This is a genomic window from Morganella sp. HMSC11D09 (assembly GCF_001807955.1).
Classification (GTDB): domain Bacteria; phylum Pseudomonadota; class Gammaproteobacteria; order Enterobacterales; family Enterobacteriaceae; genus Morganella; species Morganella morganii.
Window position 1 is genome coordinate 23,822 of record NZ_KV791712.1, and the last position, 20,004, is coordinate 43,825.

The following is a 20,004-nucleotide window of genomic DNA, read 5'->3' on the forward strand; positions in this document are numbered from 1 at the left end:
AATTTAATTCCTGTAAAAAGAATGAACTATCAGGACTGACTCAGTTTCAGTAAAGCGTCTTTAATATCTTCCGCAATTTTGGCTTTATGCACATAACTGCGGATCACGGCAACTTCACACTGCGGCGGAAATTGTGATGCCAGCTCTTTAATCGTGACATACAGATCCGCTTTCTCACCCACGGCATTTGCAAAATCCACTGAAGCCACATCGGCTTTTATGCCCATCTCCTCACAAATTTTCTTCACGTTATTGGCGGCCATTAATGAGCTGCCGATACCATTGCCGCACACTGTTCTTATTTTAATCATGCTGTCCTCTCTATCGACGTCCGGATAAACTGTAAAATCTGTTCTTTGTTATTCTCTTTTACAAACTCAGTAATATTATTTTCAATCAGATCAGCCACGGTCTGAATCAGATGAATATGGGTATCTGAATCTGTCGCGCTGATAGCAATAATGACATTGACCGGATCAAACTCCTCGTGATGAAACACCAGCGGTGTGCCGGTCACCACCACGGAGAACGCGGTTTTTAATGCCCCTTTTTCCGGTCTCGCATGGGGCATCGCCACCCCGGTATCCAGCACAATCACCGGGCCGAACTCATGATATACGCGGATCATTTCCTCAATATAATCAGGGGTACATGCGCCTGATTTTTGCAGCAACTCACCGGCATAGCGGATGCCCTCTTCCGGAGATGCAAAATTCTGATTCAGGGATAACAGCCCGCTCTCAAAATGAATATCCAAAACCGAACTCCTGATGTGATTTTTTCTTATTTTAAAGATGGCTTATTTACGCCTAAATAAATAGCGACGAAGATCACATTCCGGTTTTAAGAATGTGAAGCCGATCTCGTTTGCCTGAAATAACGCTTTATCGTGTAAAGCAAAAAATAATCCAGTTAATTCATATAATTACTTTTTACTGATAATTTCGCTGTTTTTATTTTCCGGGCTGAATATGTGGCCTGAGTCATATTTTCACTGGTGAAAATAAGATGTTCATCACATTTTTGAGGGTGTTGAGTCGTCACTTTGCGGGGCGGATCAAATTGAGGGGCAAAATTGATTTATTTTTAACCGGTGATAAAAAAAGAAGCCCGGCAACACTGTTTTCTGTGCCGGGCTTTTGTGCTGTTTTTGCTGATAAACGGATAATTACTGCATCGTCACCCAGAACGTCCCGGCACCGCTGATCGCCGTAAACCGCTGATGGAATGACACCATTTCCGCCTGCGGATTCAGGCCACTGAATGCCTGCGGATGGAAAAATGCAGCCAGTGCTTCGGCGGCAAAAATATTCAGCGGGCTGTTGTAGAAATTATGGTAAACCGCCATCACGTGCTGTGATTTCACCGCCTCCAGTGAGGCTAATCCCTGGCGGTTCATCAGCGCATTCATCACTTTTTGCGCCTGTTCTGCCGGTGCGCCGTACCCGAGCGTGACCGCCTGTGAACGGCGGTTATACTGTTTCCAGTCCGCACCGGTCAGCACATAGAACTGCGGGTTGAGATGCAGAATATTTTCAATGCTGCTTTCCGCGCCGTTTGCCGGCATCGTGTCGCGCACCAGGTTATCACCACCCGCAATCTCCGCCAGTTCGCCGAATCCGGTACGTCCGTATAAACGGCAGCAGTCATTGCCGAATAACCCGGCATTGCTTTCAATCAGCACGGACGGTTTTTGCTCCGGCAGACGCTGACGCAGTGCGGCCAGTTTAAGCCGGTAGTATTCCGAGAACTCCGCGGCGCGCCCTTCGGTTTCAAACAGTGTGCCGATAAGCTGAATACTTTTCGGGGTGTTTTCTGTCATGTCACTGCGGAAATCGATAAAAATCCCCGGAATACCCGCCGCTTCCAGTTGCGGCAGCAGGTTCGTACTTTTCATCAGCCCGTAGGAGGATTTGTGCATCAGTACCGCATCCGGCGACAGTGCCAACAGGTTTTCCGTTGTAAAAGTACCGTCTTTGCTTTTCGGCAGAACCGGTAACCGCGCCAGTTCCGGCGCGGCCTCCAGATATGCTGCTTCCAGATCCGGCGCATAATGCGCCAGGGTATCACTCCATCCGCTGAGAGAGGAAAAATGGGTTTTCCCCGCCGCAATATCCACCGCCAGAATGTCACGGGCATCCGCAAGAAACAGCCGCTTGACCGGCGTATTCACCGCTACGGACCGTCCCTGTAAATCGGTGACAATTTGCGTCTGAGCACGGGCTCCCGTGCTCAGCAGCAGCGTCATCATTACTATGAATATACGCATAAAACGGGTCTCAGAATGTCACCAGGTAATTCAGTGCAAATGTGCGGCCGCGACCTTTATAGCTGTATAAGTCCGGTGCGCCGTACGCCGGGCTGTACAGGATAGGTGCGCGCTGTCCCCACACGGTGGTGTAATCTTTATCCAGCAGATTTTCGACCGCAAAGCTGACTTTACCGACCGGTAACTGATAGCTGCCGAGGAAATCGACGGTGTTATATCCGTCCAGTTTCTCCCCGTCCGCATCGGTCAGGCTGAAGGATTGCTGGCTTTGCAGACGCAGTGTCCAGTCTGACGGCTCCCAGGCCACATACGCGGTGACTTTTGACGGACTGGCAAACTTCACGCTCCATTTTTCCCACTGATCGCCCGCTTTGGTCTCGGATTTGATCAGGTTGAAATTAGTCCCGACACGCCAGTCAGTATCTGCGATCGCGTAATCCGCCGCCCCTTCCACACCGTAGATCCGGCGTTTGTCATCTTTCAGGAAGATAGTCATATCTTTCTTATTGATGTCGTAGCTGCTGTCAGACAGTGAATAGTACGCCGCCAGCTGGGTTTGCAGGCTGTCCCCGGTGTAACGCCAGCCCAGTTCGAAGGAGTTGACTTTGATACCTTTGACCCGCGTATCATTGATGTTCACACTGTTGAGCAGCGGATAATGACCACTGACCGGCGAACCGTAAGTGCCGGTACCGTAGAATTTGGCGATATCCGGGATTTCAAAGCCCTGGGAGAAATTAAACCAGGTCTGTTGTGTATCGCTCAGGTTGAGCAGCACCCCGGCATTAAATAACAGGTTGTTGTAATCCGTTTCCCCGCCCGGTACCGCATCCGCTGAAGTGGCTTTACCTTCCGCAATCAGCTGTTGCTGCTGATAACCGACAAAATCATCCACTTTGTTTTTCGTGTACTGATAACGCATACCGCCGCTCAGGGTCACCAGCGGGTTGATGTCATAACTGCTTTGCAGAAACGCCGCCATCGTGGTGGTGGTATAGCCCGGATAACGCCCGGTATTGTAGGCGGAATCCAGTGTCAGTCCGTTGCTTTCCTTCGCTTTCTGCAGATTAAAGAACTTCTGGTTGGCACTGAATTTTTCATGCTCGGCATCCGCGCCGTACGTCAGTGTCAGGTTATCCAGTGGTTTACTGTTAAAGGTGACTTTACCACCGTAGAAATCAGTTTTCTGCTCTGATGCACTGATGCTGCTGACCACATAATCCGGCTTTTTACCGCCCAGCGCCGGGAACGGATAGAAGGTCTGGGTTTCATCACGGTAATACGCCTGCGCCACCAGATCCTGTCCCAGCAGATCACTGTTGCTGTATTGCAGGTTCACCATATGGCGTTTGGTACCCGGGATCCGGTCAGAATCCAGTTTGTCGCTGTTATGCGCAGTGCCTTTTCCCAGCACCGCCGCAAAATCTTTGCCCAGATCGATCCCGTGTTTACCGTCAGATTCACTGTTGTAATACTGAGCCATCAGTTCCAGCGACTGATGGTCATCAATCGTCAGAGTTCCGGAGCCCATCACATCCAGGCGGTCAGAATACTGAAGCCCGGTCTGGGTGTTATCGATCAGGATTTCGCGGCCTTTGCCGTCATACCAGCCGCCGTAACGCTGATAAGCCACGGATAAACGCCCGTAAGCCTGATCATTACCGCCGCTGACCGCAGCTGCCACGTTTTCATCATGGTCCGAACCGTTGCGGAACCCGCTTTTGCCGCCGATCTGAACCTCAACCTGTTTTTCTTCCTGACCTTTTTTGGTCACGATATTAATCAGACCACCGCTGCTGCCGCCGCCGTACAGGGAGGTCGCACCGGAAATCACTTCAATATGATTGATATTGAACGGATCAATCGAATCCAGCTGGCGGCTGTCACTGCGTGATGAATTCAGGCGTACGCCATCCACCATCACAATCATTGAGCGCCCGCGCATATTCATGCCGTAGTTTGTCCGGCCCTGGCCGCTGACACTCATCCCCGGGATCAGCTGCGCCAGGATATCTTTCAGCTCTTTGCCGCCTTCCGCCTGCTGCGCGATATCCGCATTGTCAATTACCCAGGTGGTCTGGGCCATTTCAGAAACTGTCCGGTAGCTGCGCGAAGCAGAGACCACAATCGGTTCGCCGGAATCGGCAGAAGTTACCGCCAGGACATCCGGTGTGATTAACAGGGTCAGGCAGGGTGTCAGAAGACAGAGAGAGCGGATGCGCATTGGTATCTTTCCTGTGGAGATCAAAAAAGTTCATTATCAGACTGCTGATAATATTGACTGAGAATGATTATCACAAGAAGAAATATTCCCCGCTTGCTTTTTATATTTGATTTTCAGGGGGTGACTATTCACTGTGGTATAATCGGAACCGGATACTTCCCTCTTAACTCACTGATTTTCAGATAAGGAATCCCATGCGACCTGCGGACTATCTGCGGCTTACCCTGCTGGCGGCCATCTGGGGTGCCAGCTTTCTTTTTATGCGGGTGGCCTCCCCGCAGTTCGGCGCGGTTAACACGGCCTTTCTGCGTGTCTTTTTCGGCTGTGCCGGACTTCTGGTGATCCTCCTTATCATGCGCCGCACCTTCCGGTTTGACGGAAAATTAAAACCGGCATTATTACTGGGCGTGATTAACTCCGGCATTCCCTTTTTTATGTACTGTCTGGCCGCGCAGTGGCTGCCGGCCGGTTACTCCGCCATTCTCAACGCCACCACGCCGCTGATGGGGGCGCTGATCGGCTTTGCTTTCTTTGCCGAAACCCTGACCGCCCGCAAATGGCTGGGGGTGATGATGGGACTGGCCGGTATTGTGGTGATCACCACGGTCGGGGAAAGTCAGTCTTCCGCCCATTTATTATGGGGCGTGGCCGCCTGTCTGCTTGCCACCGCCTGTTACGGGCTGGCGGGATTCCTGACGCGGCGCTGGATCAGTGAAAAAGGCGGTCTGGATGCCCGTCTGGTTGCGTTCGGCAGCCAGCTCGGTGCCACGCTGTTCCTGCTGCCGTTTTTCGGTTTCAGTGTCACGACCGGCCCGGCGGTTAACTGGGCACAGCCGATGGTCTGGGGCAGTGTGATTGCGGTGGGGCTGCTCTGTACGGCAGTGGCGTATATTCTCTATTTCCGCCTGATTGCGGATATCGGCCCGATGCGCTCACTGACAGTGACCTTTCTGATCCCGCCGTTCGGTATTTTGTGGGGTTATCTTGTGCTTGATGAGACACTCAGCCCGAATTTCTTCCTCGGTGCGCTGATTGTCTGTGTGGCGGTCTGGCTGCTGGTCAGCCGGGGCAAACAGCCCGCAGCGGTAAAATAATTCACCGGGCGGCATCCGCCCGGATGCCGCCGTTTTGCCGGGATAACTTACACCGGCTCAGCCAGTCTCAGTATCACCGTATCCAGCAGCACCTGCGCGCCGCGTATCAGATCGGCATCTTCGGTATATTCAGCCGGGTTATGGCTGATTCCGTTCTTACTCGGCACAAAAATCATCGCTGCCGGCGCTATCCGCGCAATCATCTGCGCATCATGTCCGGCACCGGACGGCATACGACGATATGCACTCCCGGCGGCTCTGGCCGCATTCTCCACACAGTTGACCAGGGTTTTATCAAACACCACCGGCTGAAAACGCGCCAGCTGACGGGCTGAGACCGTAACCCCTTCCTGCTCTGATAACACCGCCAGATAATCGCGGATCTGCCCTTCCGCCCATTGCAGGCGCTCTTCGTCCGGGTCCCGCATATCAATGGTGAACGTTGCCGAGCCCGGGATTACGTTAACCGCATTCGGTTCAAAAGCAATCGTCCCCACCGTGGTTAATGTGGCCCCGTTTTTCTGAGAAATACCTTCGCGCAGAAAGGTGATCAGCTTCGCTGCCGCATATCCGGCATCATGACGCAGCCGTGTCGGCGTGGTTCCGGCATGGTTTGCCGTGCCGGTGATGGTGATTTTCTGCCACGAGATACCCTGTAAGCTCTCCACCACCCCGATCTGTAATCCTTCCGCCTCCAGCACCGGTCCCTGCTCAATATGCAGTTCCAGATACTCGTGCGGCACAATGCTGCCCGGCACCATACTGCCCGCATAACCGGCGCGTTCCAGCTCATCACGCAGCACTGCACCGTCAGTGGCCACCGCATTCAGAGCATCTTCCAGCGGATAACCGCCCGCATACACCAGCGAGCCCATCATATCCGGATGAAAACGCACACCTTCTTCGTTAGTGAATGCCGCCACCGTGATCGGACGGGACGGCAGCACACCAGCTTCCCGAAATGCGCGGACAACCGCCAGGCCGCTGAGCACGCCGTAGCAGCCATCCAGTGCCCCGGCGTTAATCACCGTATCGATATGTGACCCTATCATCAGCGGCGCGGTATCGCTGTTTCCGGAAACTGACGGCAGTGTGCCGAAAATGTTTCCGATCTGATCAATACGGATCACCAGATCCAGCGCTTTCATCCAGCTGACCACCAGGTCACGCCCCTGCTTTTCCGCATCGGTCAGCGCTGTCCGCGTCCGCCCGCCTTTTACCGGATCCGCCCCGGCATTTCCCAGTTCCTGCAAATGATTCAGTAAGGTCTTTCCGTCTATCTTCAGCCCACCGGATTTGTGATTCATGATCACCTCATTATTGTTATTGAATTACCAGTCCCGCGTTGCGATAAGCTCCTCCGGGTCCGCATCCTCAAAGCCGTATGCACGGGCAATCAGGTAAAAGGATTCGCCGATAGAATCCCGGGCAACGGTTTCAATCTCACTGCCTGCTTCATCAAACGCATCCTGCAAATCATTAAATTCCTCTGTCGCCTGCTGTGTCAGCACATACAGCGCCGCCAGGTCGTCCGGCGGATTGTTTTCCAGCACCTCACACAGACGCAGAAGAATCTCCTCTCCCTGCTTCACCAGATGGTCCGGGAAATAGCTGTCATCATACATATCGCCTAATAAACGGAGCTTCAGAACATCCGGATTGGTTACAGGCATTTTCATTCCCCCTGAAATAGTTACGCTAAGAACAAATTAATACAGAGAGACAACATATACCAGTTTCCGCGCCCGCCGGACATACCTGTTTTTCCGGCCTTCCTGTTTCCCGGAGCCCCGGGCAGTGATATAGTGCCGGGATAAAACCGGCGCACTGCCCGGCGGCTGTTTCCCGAACCGGAGATGATTTTGAAAAAACACCCAGAGGACGCCCCTTTCCGGCAGTCACCCGAGGATAATTGCAGATTCACTTTTATCGATCTTTTTGCCGGCATCGGCGGGATCCGCCTGCCCTTTCAGCAACAGGGCGGTCGTTGTGTGTTTACCTCTGAGTGGGATAAATTCGCCCAGCGCACCTATTTTGCCAATTTCGGTGAGATGCCTGACGGCGACATCACCAGGATCGCGGCAAAAGATATTCCGGATCACGATATTCTTCTCGGCGGTTTTCCGTGCCAGGCATTTTCACAGGCGGGTGCGCGTCAGGGGTTTAACGACACCCGCGGTACCATGTTCTTTGAAGTCCAGCGCATCATGACAGAGAAACGGCCGAAGGCGTTTCTGCTGGAGAACGTCAAACAGCTGCGTGGCCACGACGGCGGCCGGACATTACAGACTATCCTCGATATTCTGCGCGGACAGTATGAACAGACTGTGCCGGATAATATTCCGCTGAGTGAAGAGACCCGCAGCGCGTTGTCGCAAAAACTGAACTATTGGGTTGATTTCCGCGTGCTGCGTGCCGCCGATTTTGGTATTCCGCAGAACCGCGAGCGTATTTTTATTATCGGTTTTGATCGCGACCAGTTTCCGGATGCGGATTTTGACACCTTATTTTCCTGGCCGGAACCGACTCATCAGCCTACCTGTCTCGGTGATATTCTCCAGAGCAAAAAAGCGCTGGCGGAAGATGCGGTGCGCTATAAAAAAGATCGTTTTACCATCTCCGATAAATTATGGGCCGGCCATCAGAAACGCAAAAGAGAACATAAAGCCAGAGGTAACGGCTTCGGATATTGTCTGTTTAATAAAAACAGTGAATATACCAATACCCTGAGTGCCCGCTATTATAAAGACGGTTCTGAGATCCTGATTGACCAGTCCCGGGACGGTAGAAACCCGCGCAAACTCACCCCGCGTGAATGTGCGAACCTCCAGGGATTTCCGGAAAATTATATTACCGATGCCGTTTCCCAGGGGCAGATTTATAAACAGTTCGGCAATTCTGTCTGTATGACTGTTGTCGAAGCCATAGCTGAACAACTCACGGCGGCATTAGTCCGGGCCGGTGCAATACCGCCGGTAAAATAATCTTCCGGCGGCGCGGCACATATTTTCCCGGCGAAATAGGGTAATCTGGGTTTATTCCTGAAATCAGCGGCTGAAAATCCGATGGATGTACATGACAAAGAAACCCGCTCCCGGAATATGCGCGCCATCCGCAACCGGGATACCAGACCGGAGCATCATGTCAGAAAGCTGTTGCATCATAACGGCTTCCGTTTCCGGTTATATCCGGCAGATTTACCCGGCAAACCCGATATATGGATGGCAAAATGGCGGACCGCTATCTTTATTCACGGCTGTTTCTGGCACATGCACGATTGTGAGAAATTCCGGCTTCCCGCCACACGGACCGCATTCTGGCAAAAAAAATTATCAGAGAATAAAATCCGCGATAAAAAATATATCGCAGAACTGCACCGCATGGGGTTACGCACATTAATCATCTGGGAATGTGCCCTGACCGGGAAAACAAAATTATCTGACCCGATGCTGCTGACATTAATAAAAACCTGGCTGATAAGCAGTGCTGTTTCAGGCAGTATTACGGACTCCGGATTAACTATCACGCCAGGCTGATACCTTATGACACGCACCCAGCGCTTACTCACCTTATTACAGATCCTGAAAGAGAACCGTTATCCGGTCACGGCGGATTCCCTCGCCTCGCAATTACAAATCAGTGTGCGTTCCGTTTACCGGGATATTGAAACCCTGCGCTGCCAGGGTGCTGAAATTACCGGTGAAGCCGGTCTCGGTTATCAGATGAAATCCGGATTACTGCTGCCGCCGATGATATTTGATGTCAATGAACTGGAAGCCTTAATTCTCGGGTTACGCTGGGTACAGAGTAATGCGGATGATGAGCTGAAAGCCTCCGCTGCCCGCGCGGCAAATAAAATCAACGCTGTGGTGGAACATGGATCCCGCGCTGTATTCAGTGACAGCACATTATTTGTGCCCGCCTCACAGCTGACACAGGTCGATAATATCATTGCCGGGGAATTGCGCCGCAGTCTGCGGGAAGAGCTGAAAATCAAACTGTGTTATCAGGATAAAGAGGCACAGACCAGCAACAGGATTATCTGGCCGATTGCCATCGGTTATATGAAAGAGGTGCAGGTGCTGGCCGCCTGGTGTGAATTACGTCAGAGCTACCGGCATTTCCGGCTCGACAGAATTCAATCCTGTGAAGTATTAACCGACAAACTGCCGTACCCGAAAAAATACCTGCTCGACCGCTGGCGCAAAGAAGTCCTCTGCATCCCTCCTGACAGATTCTGACACTCCCCTCACCTATGATGATGCCTCAACACACTAAACAGGAGAGCATCATGAGCGGACTGACACTTTATACCAATGCAATGTCACGCGGGAATACCGTCGATTTATTTCTGAAAATTCTGGATGTGCCGTATCAGCGCGTGGAACTCGATTATGGTGCCGATATGCATACCCCGGAATATCTGGCTATCAACCCGATGGGTAAAGTACCGGCATTAACCGACGGCGACCGTGTTATTACGGAAACAGCCGCTATCTGCATGTATCTTGCCGATAAATTTATTGAAAAAGGCTTTGCACCGGCGATTGATGCTCCGGAACGCGGCACCTATTACCGCTGGTTCCTGTTCACCGCCGGTCCGGTTGAAGCGGCCTTCACCGCCAAAGAGATGGGCCAGATACTGACAGAAGAAGAACAGAAAATGTCAGGGTTCGGCTCCTTTGACCGCGTGATGGCCTGCCTGGAAACCGGACTGGCTGATGCGGCACCGTATTTATGCGGCAACACTATGACTGCCGTTGATGTGTATACCGGCTATTTCCTGATGTTCCTGGCCAAGCATGACTTAATTACCATCTCTCCGGTCATGAAAGCGTATTTAGACAGCCTGACGTTAAACCCGGCATTTGCCGCTGCCTTCTCCGGAAAATAACAGCAATCCTCCCTGCCATAAGGCGGATGCGAAAATACAGCATCCGCCATTTCTGCACTTTCTTTTACCGTTTATCCGCAGTACAGTTTCCTCATTAATATCTTTACGGTAACTCACCAGGCAGAGGAAATAATGATAATGAACACCCTGAAAATAATCGCATTCCCGGTTCTGCTTTTTATTTCAGCTTCCGGTTTTGCACAAACGGTTACCGCCTGGGGGGATACATTATCTGACGCAGAAGCCAAAATAGCCCGTCAGGCAGAAAAAGCCGGTACCGGATATCAGATAACCAGTGCCAGAGTCGGCTGGGTCACTTATGTTACAGCCACACTGACACCATCACCGGAAAATACACGCAATATTTCACCTGACGAAAAACAAAATCAGAATAATACGTTACCACAAACGGAGAATACCCGTAACCGCTGGCTGACAGAAAAATAAATATACCGGTAAATATCCTTTCCGGGTGTAACCACGACAGATGTGTTACATCCCCGTTAAATAAATAAAAATAGCAGTAAAGATAAAAAACCGTTAAACAGATGCATTGTAATACTTACTGCCATCACATTACCACTTCATTATCCCCTTCAAAAACACGCATTTTAAACCACTCCCAAAATACAATAAAACCCACATTTTATTGTTATTAATCTGCCGGTAAAAACAATATTCCCCCGGGGAAAAAACACAGCGATAAATACGGATTTCAGGCCCTGAAAAGCATAAGAAACCGGATTCCGCTCCGCCACAGTAAGGAATGTTGCTGATTGCTATATAAAAAGCCAATAACGCCGGGAAAAACACGTCATACGGTAAACATCAGACAAATGATCCGCCAAATCTGAAAAGAAAAGTGTAAGTATTTGTGTGAAAAGTATCACACTTTTACGAGCGCGATCCGGAAAACTCGAACCATGATTTTCCCTTCTTTTCATTTCAGTCAAAATGACGGGGTACAATATAACGAATTGAATAAGATACAAAAAATAGAAAACAATAAACGCAATACAAGGATTTTTACTTACTCAGCCAATATGTAAAAGATCGCTAAAACCGATCAATAATCAATTGATGATAGTTTTTGCCTATCATAAGTGAAATATCGATCGTTAATAACAATTTTTTATGTTTTCACATGTCTTGTATATTTCATTACCAGATGGTAATTATTTATACGCAGCAGACGGGTAACTGCAATTAATATTATTACATCCGGATTTGTAATAATTTATTACAGGATATTACGATTTTTGTTTTCGCGTTAATTAATATTTCTCCCTGCTTAATCAGCACCGCTGTCATATAAGTAAACACATCACACCTGAATCCTGTTACGGCCCGGGGAGTGGAATCTATTATGAAAAATAATCAGATATTACTGCATGATGTAGGCGCGCTGATCCGAAAGTTACGTAAAGAAAAAAGAATGAGCGGCGTTGATCTTGGCGCAGAACTGGGAATCAGTCAGCAACAGATTTCCCGCTATGAAAATGCCACGAGTGAAATATCGGTATCAACACTCATTAATATACTTGCTGTATTTAATATAACACCCGCTGAATTTTTTACCCGTATCTCTGATACGAAGCATGACTTTTTCAGCAAATACACCACCGGGAACTGGTAAATACCAGCCAATTAGTCCGTTAATTATTGTTGTTATGCATCAGGAAGATACATTCTGTTTCCTGCCTTACATCAATAATAATGATAATAAAAATATCTTATTTACATAATTTTTATGTGTTTTTGGAAAATAAAAATTATGAAAAGGAATGTTATGAATATTAACCTGTTTATCAGGGGATATCAGCGATCCCCTAATTCTGGCTATACCGCCCTCTCACTGCGGGGCTGGTTAGCGGCAGCCGGGCTTCTCAGCCTGAGTACTGCGGTCTGTTTACAGACTGCGCAGGCTGCGGATATCGGCAGCCAGAGCGGCACCAATATTACCGTTAATGATGGTGACCGGATCACCGGTGACACCGGGGATGCATCCGGAAACCGCTATGGTGTCCTGAACTCCTATAACAATGGTGCCGGAACCATCAATCTCGGCAATAACGTGACTGTGAATGTGACAGACACGGACAAATACGCCAAAGGCGTGGTTATTCAGGGAAATAACAGTGTATTAAACGCCAATGCCTTATCCGTGAACGTAACCGGTAAAAGTGCTATCGGTGTTGACCTGTCCGGTAAAAAAGTACAGGCCAATCTGGGAACCGGCAGCAGTGTGAAAGTGGAAGGAACCGGTAACGGCATGGCAAGCGGTGTTGTGGTCAGCAACGCCTCCACCCTGACCGCTGACCGTCTTTCTATTGAAACCAAAGGTAACAGCGGCATTGGCTTGTCTATCGCAGACTACGGCAGTAACGTCAATCTGGGCAGCGGCAGTACGATTAAAACCAACGGTACCGGAAGCTATGGTATCCGTATCGACGGCCTGAACGGCACCGCATCCAATGGCCCTTCCTATTTTACTGCCACTAACCTGACTATCGATGCACAGGGATCCAGTGCATACGGCATGAATATCCAGAGAAACTCGATTGTTGATCTGGGTACTGACAGCAAAATTATGACCAACGGCGATAACGCCCACGGTATCTGGAGCTTTGGTGACATCAAAGCAGATGCCCTGACAATTATCGCCCGCGGAAGCAATGCCAACGCGCTGGAAGTTCGCGGCGGAACCGCCAATATCGGTGCCGGCAGCCATATGTATTCTGAACAGGGCGGTGGTCTGGTCACCAACGGCTCAGGTACGACCATCAACTTTACCGGTACGGCGGATAACCGTAATACCATTTTCTCCGGAGGCTCTTACGGTGCGTCAGCACAGTTTTCCGGTGCTAAAATCAACCTGTCAAACACCGATATTACGATTGACCGCAACGGCAGCCTGGGTCTGGGACTGTGGGCGCTGGGCGGCGGTGTCATGACCGGTGATAATATCTCGGTCACAGGTGCCGCAGGCACGCGTGGTGTCTATGCCATGACCAACAGCCAGATTGATCTGACCGGCGACCTGACCATTAATATGGCAACCGCAGATCAGATAGCCATTGCCACCCAGCACAATGACGGCTATGCCGCCAGCCGGATTAATGCAACGGGCAAAATGCTGATCAACGGCGGTATTCAGTCACGGGGCGGCCTGATCAATGTGGATATGGCTTCCGGCTCACAATGGACCGGGAACGCTTACAGCGATAACGTCAACGGCGGCCTGCTGAATGTCACCATGGACAACAGCCGCTGGAATGTCACAGATGATTCCAACCTGGATAATCTGATACTGAATAATACCACCGTCGATTTATCGCACAGATTATCCGATACCGGTTACTCAACACTGAGTGTCGCCAACCTCAGCGGCAACGGTGCATTCACGCTGCGGACTGATATTGTCGGTGACGGTGATGGTGTCAACAACGCCGGTGACAAACTGGTGGTAACCGGTACCAGCTCTGGTGATCATTCATTAACCGTATTAAACCGCGGCAGCCTGGCCACAACCGGGAATGAAATTCTGACCGTCGTGGAAACCGCAGACGGCGCAGCCAGCTTTACTTCAACGTCTGAAGTCGAGTTAGGCGGTTATCTGTATGATGTGCGCAAGAACGGTAATAACTGGGAACTGTACTCATCAGGTGCCTACGTTCCGCCGCCGGTAGTCCCGGATCCTGATCCGGAACCAGAGCCGGAACCGGAAAAACCAAAACCACCGATCACCACCACGGCGGATGCAGGCGGTAATTTCCTGAACGTGGGTTATCTGATTAACTACGCAGAGACCCAGACACTGATGCAGCGCATGGGTGATCTGCGTCAGAACGGCGGGGATAATAATGCATGGCTGAGAGGCTTCGGCGGTAAATTCAACTCCTTTGCCGGCGGCAAAATGAGCGGGTTTGACATGACCTACGGCGGTACACAGCTGGGCTTTGATAAACGTATCTCACCGGACACACCGCTGTATATCGGTACCTTTGCGGGCTTAACGCAGGGCTCACCGGACTATCGCGGCGGGGACGGCACTGTCCGCTCATACCATCTGGGACTTTACACCACCTATATGGCGGATAACGGTTTCTATGTTGACGGTATTGCCAAGGTCTCCCGGCTGAAAAATAAATTCAGCGTATCGGACAGCCAGAACAATAATGTCAGCGGCGACGGCAGCTCAACGGGTGTCAGTTTGTCAGCAGAAGCAGGCCGGAAGTTCAGCCTGAACCAGACCGGTAATGGATTCTATATCGAACCGCAGGCACAGCTGACCTACAGCCATCAGGACTCAACCGGTATTCACGCCAGCAACGGCCTGAAAATCGACCTCGGCAGCTATGATTCCACCATCGGACGCGCCGGTACACTGATCGGTTATGAAACCACCACCGGTGACAGCCAGATCAACGTTTACCTGAAAACCGGTTTTATCAGAGAGTTTCAGGGCAACACGGACTATAAACTGAACGGCTCCCGCGAAGCACACAGCTTCAAAGGAAACTGGTGGAACAACGGACTGGGCATCAGCGCCAATATCAGCAAAAAACATACCCTGTATGCAGAAGCAGACAGCTCAACCGGCAACCGGTTTGATCAGTACCAGATTAACGGCGGATACCGTTTCAGCTTTTAATCTGTGAGATGCTGTAAGTAAAAAGACGAAGAGGGATCTTCGTCTTTTTTTGTTTTCAGGGAGGTCTGGTTTACAGCAGATATCAATGCGGTAAATATAATCAATATTCTATTGAAATTGTTATAATTTTTGTAACAGCAAACGCGCTGAAAACATTGAAAATTTTCAATTTTTGAGTATGTTAAGGATGACAACGGGATAATAATCATCAGGGAGAAATGATATTGGTCGATACTATTTTTTCTGTCTATAAATACATTGATATCACAGTGATTTTTATCGCCTCCCTGTTCATCCTCTGGCTTTCATCCATCTCATCTGACCGGCTTTTACGTATTATATTGTTTCTGTTATCACTCCTGTTAATCACACCCTATATTTTTCTGGCGGCTTATGTGGCGCTTATACTTTCGGTGAGTCTGATGTTTGTGTGAATATGAGTATAACCAGACGAAAACATCAGTCTTTTCCTCCTGTTAACGTGACACCCTCCATTGAAATTCACCGGTTTTACGAGCATGATCGCAGTTATATAAATATGTTACCCGGTTCATTCTTATTATGATATCTCCCGAAACACTGCAATCCGCCATCGCCAGCATTTCAGTGTGGCGCCAGGGTGACGTATGCGCACCCCATAAGCCATTGCTGTTGCTGTATGTGCTTTCGCAATATAAGGCGGGGCATCCGCGTCTGTTCAATTATGGCCGGGAAATCCACGAACCACTGACCCGCCTGCTGAGAGAGTTTGGACCCAAGCGACGCACCGATTACCCTAATATGCCTTTCTGGCGGCTCAGGAGTGATGGTTTCTGGGAAATCACCGATGCGGAAGGTTGTAAACACCGCAGGGGTAACACGCAGCCGACAAAGAAAGAGTTGATTGATAATCACGTATCAGGCGGCTTTGATGAAACTGCTTACCGGCAATTACGCGAACACCCGGAATTAATTGATAAGCTGGCTCAGCAAATTCTGACAAACCGTTTTCCGGGATACTTACACTCAAAGAAAATATGACTTAAAAGCCCTTCCCTCAGAAAGATTAATTCATAACTACAATCAGAAGTTATTCTTATATTCAACAAGCACATTAGCCTTAGTGATATATATAAAGGGTAGAGAACACTCTCTACCCTAGCAGGATAGCATTTAACTTTGATGTTGCACTATAATTGAACAAGCCAATCGTCTCGGTATCCACACCGCAACCACAGGAACATTATTAATAATTACTTTACCATCACACTTTAAATTAATAAAATGTATTTGAACACTCACTCGGTTATTATCTTTAATTGAAGAATCACCTGGGTATATTTCCCCGCGTCTAGATTTTGTTGTAGGATAAGCACCTTGAAATAAATAAGAACCTACATCCCTAACTCTTTTCTCATTTGGGCTCATTCTATAAATAACGCAACTCTCTGTTGAGTCTCTTTCAATTGCCTTTGCTAAATGCAATAATAAAGCTGTATTATTATGAGAGTCATAATTTCCAGCAACCCTTATTTTTACAAGTAAATTTTCGAACAAATCGCTTAAAAGAACGTTATCACAAATATAATGTTTCTGATTTTCTGTACGGTCTACATGTCCCTCATCACAACGCATAGATAGACGGTTCAAAAATTCTGATACTGTATTTTGGTTTTCAATAACTACAGATTCTGAAGGATGTGTTATTTTTGGAAAAATCCATTTATCAGAAAATTTAGTATGCATGTAATCAAATTCAATAACACTATCCCTACAGGGCTTCAAATCAAGATCTAATAAGAATGCTCGCTTCCAAGAATTTAATAACTTATTACTTACTTCAATTTCCTTAAGTTGCCTCCTTATATCTTCTTCATGCATGACATAATTTCTAAAGGCATCAAGTGTACTTTGCTCTAAATAAACCCTACAGAAACCCAAATAGCTTTTTTTATATCCAAAGAACCTTGCTCGCTGCTGTATAGTATCAGCATTACCGACACCAATACCTCTAGGCATATATGTTATAGTCAATCCTTCAACAGTAAATCCTCGGTCAACCGCAATTCCACCAACCAAAATCCATCCATATTTATGTTGCCAGTCGATCGCCGGTGTTTTATTAGTTCTTGCATTAACTTCAACTATCTGAGTACTTTTAAATGCAATGCTAAAAGAATTTATAATTTTATCAAATGATGGTAGTGCTACTGTTGTATTTAACTGATTGTACGACTCTCTAAATTCGTTTAGGAGATCTATCTTATCCGGATCATCATCACATAGCGCCAAACACCTGTGCCATTCATCAAATGTACTTCTAACCCAGCCATAATACTCTTTATGCTGAGAAGTCAAATGAGAAGGATGCACAAGCATTGAGCGATTACCGGCATTCCCGGACTCGCTAATGCCTACAGTTACTCCAATCATGAATATACGTAGGGCATCTAGCAATGATGAAGGTGGATGGCTTAAAGGATTATCTTTTGTCGGAACTTCACTTGGTGGAATAATATTGATATATTCAGAATTCGCCCCAAAAAAATCACGACCACCAACATAAGCATCGCCTGGTTCTAATACTTTTACAAAATTAGGTGATAAGGAATCTATAATACTTATAAGAAGAGGTGCTTGCGGAGTAGCTGTATATTGTAAATAGGTGTGATTCGGTAAAGCTTTTCTTAGTCTCATTAAGCAACCATATGTTGCACTCTCTTCTCCCTGAGAAACTCCAGTATTTAGACTAACCTGATCCGCTTCATCATCAATAATAAGAACAGATGTTCCATTCAAATCTAAAGCTTCAAGTATTTCAGCTAGTTTATTTATTCTTTTATGGTTTTTAAGGACGGTAATAAGAATTGTTTGTTTATATATATCCTCAGTAGACGAATCTTTTGATATGGATAACGTACTATGGATGACCTGCCCAGCAGTATCATAAGAGGACGGATTTTCTAGTTGTACCCATCTCCGGCCTCGTCTTGAATCATTTAGCCCCAAATCTTTTTTTAATCGACTCGTGGATTGTTCAAGTAGAGGGATTGATGTCCCTGCAACAACAATTACTATATGAAAACCATTATCCCTTGCAAGCGCCGCAACAGTCTCAAAGGACATGGTCTTACCACTTTGCACATAGCCAACAACAAGACCAATTTCTTGTCCATTTTCTATTTCAGGAGAAACTCCACGGGATAATATTGAAATAGCATCTTCTAGTAATTTTTCTTTAGCGCCATCCGGCATACCACTCTGTTCTAAAAAGGCTTCAGTTTCTTTACCCTTTTCAGGAGACCAATTCATTCCGTTATTAATGAAATCATTTCTAGTTTCTAAGCTCATTTATATTTACCTATTCGAAAATACATCTCGTAAGATATCATTCATGTTTCGCCTGACTGTTCCGGCTTTACTGACACCAGAGTCCCTAGCCAATACTTCAGCTATAGCAAGGGCAGCCCCCACGCGAAACATAATTTCAGAAACATCTCCATCTTTTTGAGCGAACTGAATCATTAGAGGATGAGACATCGACATCTGAATATGTAACCGTCTACATATATCGCCTATCCTCCCTGTATCACTCAATGCTAACCACTCACTATTAGAAACATCGTTCGATATTTCAATACATACAGACCAATTTTGATCACGAAACGAAATATCAAAAGTTCGTTTCATTAACTGAGACTGGTATTCAGTATGTTCGACAGGAGTATCAATTAGTACAGAGTCAAGTATACTAGGGATTATCAACGGCAAATGATTCCTCAGTTCATCCACTGAGCTATCAACCGCATGTCCAACAAGTGAGATTAGCCTATTATCATTTACTCTAACCCTATGGCCTTCCGCCTGACGTAATAAAGGCATATCATCGCTATCTAAATTATCGCGTAACAATTTTAGAAATATTTGCTCTAACTCTCCCCATCTAAAACCGTCTTTTGTATGGCTAACTTCAATCCCATTAATATATAACTCACCAAACACACGCTGATACTTATAACTATTCGAATTACCAAAAACATATGTGGGACGATAGGTTTCATCAGCGCTTCCTTGAATAACCCTATCTCGTCTGAAAAGTGAGAATCCGGCCTCACTAGTATTACCCACAGCACGTATAGCAGCAAAACCATTTACAGAAATATTATCACCAAATTTAAATTCAATATCTTTTCGCCAGATAATAGGCTCTCCATCTTTATCCTTAAAATAGGGGGATCTAAGTATTTCTGGTTCTTGATAACTTAATACCTCTCCATTAACCTTCAGTGTTAAAAGTCCCTTTCTAATATAGCACCTATAGATGCTAGCTAAATGTATTTTTATTTTATGGATAGTTCGTTTAACTGGAACATGAAAAACATTATTTAAAATAACCTCCGTAAAATGTTGTTCTTCACCACCTTTATTTTCTTTTATTGATATTTCATGTGACTCATCCGCAATCATATTTTCAATATCAAAGTACACTGTTCTTATTATTGGTTCACCAATCACAGATGTTCGAACCTCCCATTTAGGAGAAAACCAACACGCTGCACTTTTCATACCCATACCAAATTCGGATAGACCAGTATTATCCGGAGGGATTGATGCCGGTTTGAAAGCTCTTGGAAAGTCCGCTAAAGGAATCCCAAAAGCGTCATCTTTAATTGATATTCGGGCAGGTTCAGTTGAGTCTATATTTATTTCTATAGTTACTTTTTTTAAAGAACTCGTTGCCGAGTTTGCTAAGAAGCTCTGCAAGGCATTGTCTACAAATTCCCCCAAAGCAAACCAAGGTTTATAATTAAGGTGCCGCAAAACGGCTAATATACTTACTCCTGGACGAATATCAACCTTTGAAAGCACCACAATTATCTCCTTAAGCAC

Annotated in this window: 16 protein-coding genes and 1 pseudogene; 9 read left to right on the plus strand and 8 right to left on the minus strand. The window is 47.4% G+C overall.

The features are described from left to right. Positions 1 to 29: 29 nt before the first annotated feature. The 4 genes from HMPREF3119_RS17450 to HMPREF3119_RS17465 form a co-directional block, all read right to left on the minus strand. Positions 30 to 311 carry a PTS sugar transporter subunit IIB gene (locus tag HMPREF3119_RS17450; protein WP_004234686.1) on the minus strand — a complete coding sequence of 94 codons (282 nt, stop codon included), beginning with the start codon at positions 309 to 311 and terminating at the stop codon, positions 30 to 32. Next, complete coding sequence (locus HMPREF3119_RS17455; protein WP_004234684.1) at positions 308 to 757, minus strand: PTS sugar transporter subunit IIA; 450 nt, start codon at positions 755 to 757, stop codon at positions 308 to 310. Before HMPREF3119_RS17455 ends, HMPREF3119_RS17450 begins: the two co-directional genes overlap by 4 nt. 411 nt (positions 758 to 1,168) lie before the next feature. Beyond that, entirely contained in the window at positions 1,169 to 2,269 is a 1,101-nt protein-coding gene (locus tag HMPREF3119_RS17460) for an ABC transporter substrate-binding protein (RefSeq protein WP_070580430.1), read from the minus strand. A gap of 10 nt (positions 2,270 to 2,279) precedes the next feature. Continuing rightward, positions 2,280 to 4,493 carry a TonB-dependent siderophore receptor gene (locus tag HMPREF3119_RS17465; protein WP_070580432.1) on the minus strand — a complete coding sequence of 738 codons (2,214 nt, stop codon included), beginning with the start codon at positions 4,491 to 4,493 and terminating at the stop codon, positions 2,280 to 2,282. A gap of 194 nt (positions 4,494 to 4,687) precedes the next feature. On the opposite strand from HMPREF3119_RS17465, the gene HMPREF3119_RS17470 reads away from it, so the two are divergent. Then, the gene (locus tag HMPREF3119_RS17470) at positions 4,688 to 5,587 is read left to right on the plus strand and encodes a DMT family transporter (protein ID WP_004234679.1); all 900 of its coding nucleotides are present in this window, start codon (positions 4,688 to 4,690) and stop codon (positions 5,585 to 5,587) included. A 47-nt stretch (positions 5,588 to 5,634) separates the two neighbouring features. Here the strand turns inward: HMPREF3119_RS17470 and HMPREF3119_RS17475 are convergent, their stop codons facing one another. Next, positions 5,635 to 6,894 carry a Zn-dependent hydrolase gene (locus HMPREF3119_RS17475; RefSeq protein WP_070580434.1) on the minus strand — a complete coding sequence of 420 codons (1,260 nt, stop codon included), beginning with the start codon at positions 6,892 to 6,894 and terminating at the stop codon, positions 5,635 to 5,637. A 24-nt stretch (positions 6,895 to 6,918) separates the two neighbouring features. After that, positions 6,919 to 7,260 (minus strand): DUF5713 family protein, encoded by a 342-nt coding sequence (locus HMPREF3119_RS17480; protein ID WP_015422291.1) that lies wholly within the window; start codon positions 7,258 to 7,260, stop codon positions 6,919 to 6,921. A 183-nt stretch (positions 7,261 to 7,443) separates the two neighbouring features. On the opposite strand from HMPREF3119_RS17480, the gene HMPREF3119_RS17485 reads away from it, so the two are divergent. The 8 genes and pseudogenes from HMPREF3119_RS17485 to HMPREF3119_RS17525 all read left to right on the plus strand — a co-directional run. Next, positions 7,444 to 8,571 carry a DNA cytosine methyltransferase gene (locus HMPREF3119_RS17485; protein ID WP_228006246.1) on the plus strand — a complete coding sequence of 376 codons (1,128 nt, stop codon included), beginning with the start codon at positions 7,444 to 7,446 and terminating at the stop codon, positions 8,569 to 8,571. A gap of 81 nt (positions 8,572 to 8,652) precedes the next feature. Then, entirely contained in the window at positions 8,653 to 9,123 is a 471-nt protein-coding gene (locus HMPREF3119_RS17490) for a very short patch repair endonuclease (RefSeq protein ID WP_070580437.1), read from the plus strand. A 6-nt stretch (positions 9,124 to 9,129) separates the two neighbouring features. Further along, positions 9,130 to 9,828: a helix-turn-helix transcriptional regulator gene (locus HMPREF3119_RS17495; protein ID WP_070580439.1), complete on the plus strand. Its 699-nt coding sequence runs from the start codon at positions 9,130 to 9,132 to the stop codon at positions 9,826 to 9,828. A gap of 50 nt (positions 9,829 to 9,878) precedes the next feature. Further along, positions 9,879 to 10,481 carry a glutathione S-transferase family protein gene (locus HMPREF3119_RS17500; protein WP_070580442.1) on the plus strand — a complete coding sequence of 201 codons (603 nt, stop codon included), beginning with the start codon at positions 9,879 to 9,881 and terminating at the stop codon, positions 10,479 to 10,481. Between the two features lie 138 nt (positions 10,482 to 10,619). Continuing rightward, positions 10,620 to 10,928: a YdgH/BhsA/McbA family protein gene (locus HMPREF3119_RS17505; RefSeq protein ID WP_070580444.1), complete on the plus strand. Its 309-nt coding sequence runs from the start codon at positions 10,620 to 10,622 to the stop codon at positions 10,926 to 10,928. A 919-nt stretch (positions 10,929 to 11,847) separates the two neighbouring features. Beyond that, positions 11,848 to 12,117, plus strand: a complete 270-nt coding sequence (locus tag HMPREF3119_RS17510; RefSeq protein ID WP_004234664.1) for a helix-turn-helix domain-containing protein — start codon at positions 11,848 to 11,850, stop codon at positions 12,115 to 12,117. A 153-nt stretch (positions 12,118 to 12,270) separates the two neighbouring features. Then, on the plus strand, positions 12,271 to 15,135 hold the full coding sequence (locus tag HMPREF3119_RS17515) for an autotransporter outer membrane beta-barrel domain-containing protein (RefSeq protein WP_070580447.1): 2,865 nt from the start codon (positions 12,271 to 12,273) through the stop codon (positions 15,133 to 15,135). Between the two features lie 561 nt (positions 15,136 to 15,696). Beyond that, positions 15,697 to 16,146 (plus strand): annotated as a pseudogene (locus HMPREF3119_RS17525) (phosphorothioated DNA-binding restriction endonuclease); the annotation flags it as partial. A gap of 141 nt (positions 16,147 to 16,287) precedes the next feature. Here the strand turns inward: HMPREF3119_RS17525 and HMPREF3119_RS17530 are convergent. Together HMPREF3119_RS17530 and HMPREF3119_RS17535 are read right to left on the minus strand one after the other, a co-directional pair. Continuing rightward, positions 16,288 to 18,465 (minus strand): Z1 domain-containing protein, encoded by a 2,178-nt coding sequence (locus HMPREF3119_RS17530; protein ID WP_070580451.1) that lies wholly within the window; start codon positions 18,463 to 18,465, stop codon positions 16,288 to 16,290. A 6-nt stretch (positions 18,466 to 18,471) separates the two neighbouring features. Further along, the gene (locus HMPREF3119_RS17535) at positions 18,472 to 19,986 is read right to left on the minus strand and encodes an ATP-binding protein (protein WP_168162296.1); all 1,515 of its coding nucleotides are present in this window, start codon (positions 19,984 to 19,986) and stop codon (positions 18,472 to 18,474) included. Positions 19,987 to 20,004 lie beyond the last annotated feature (18 nt).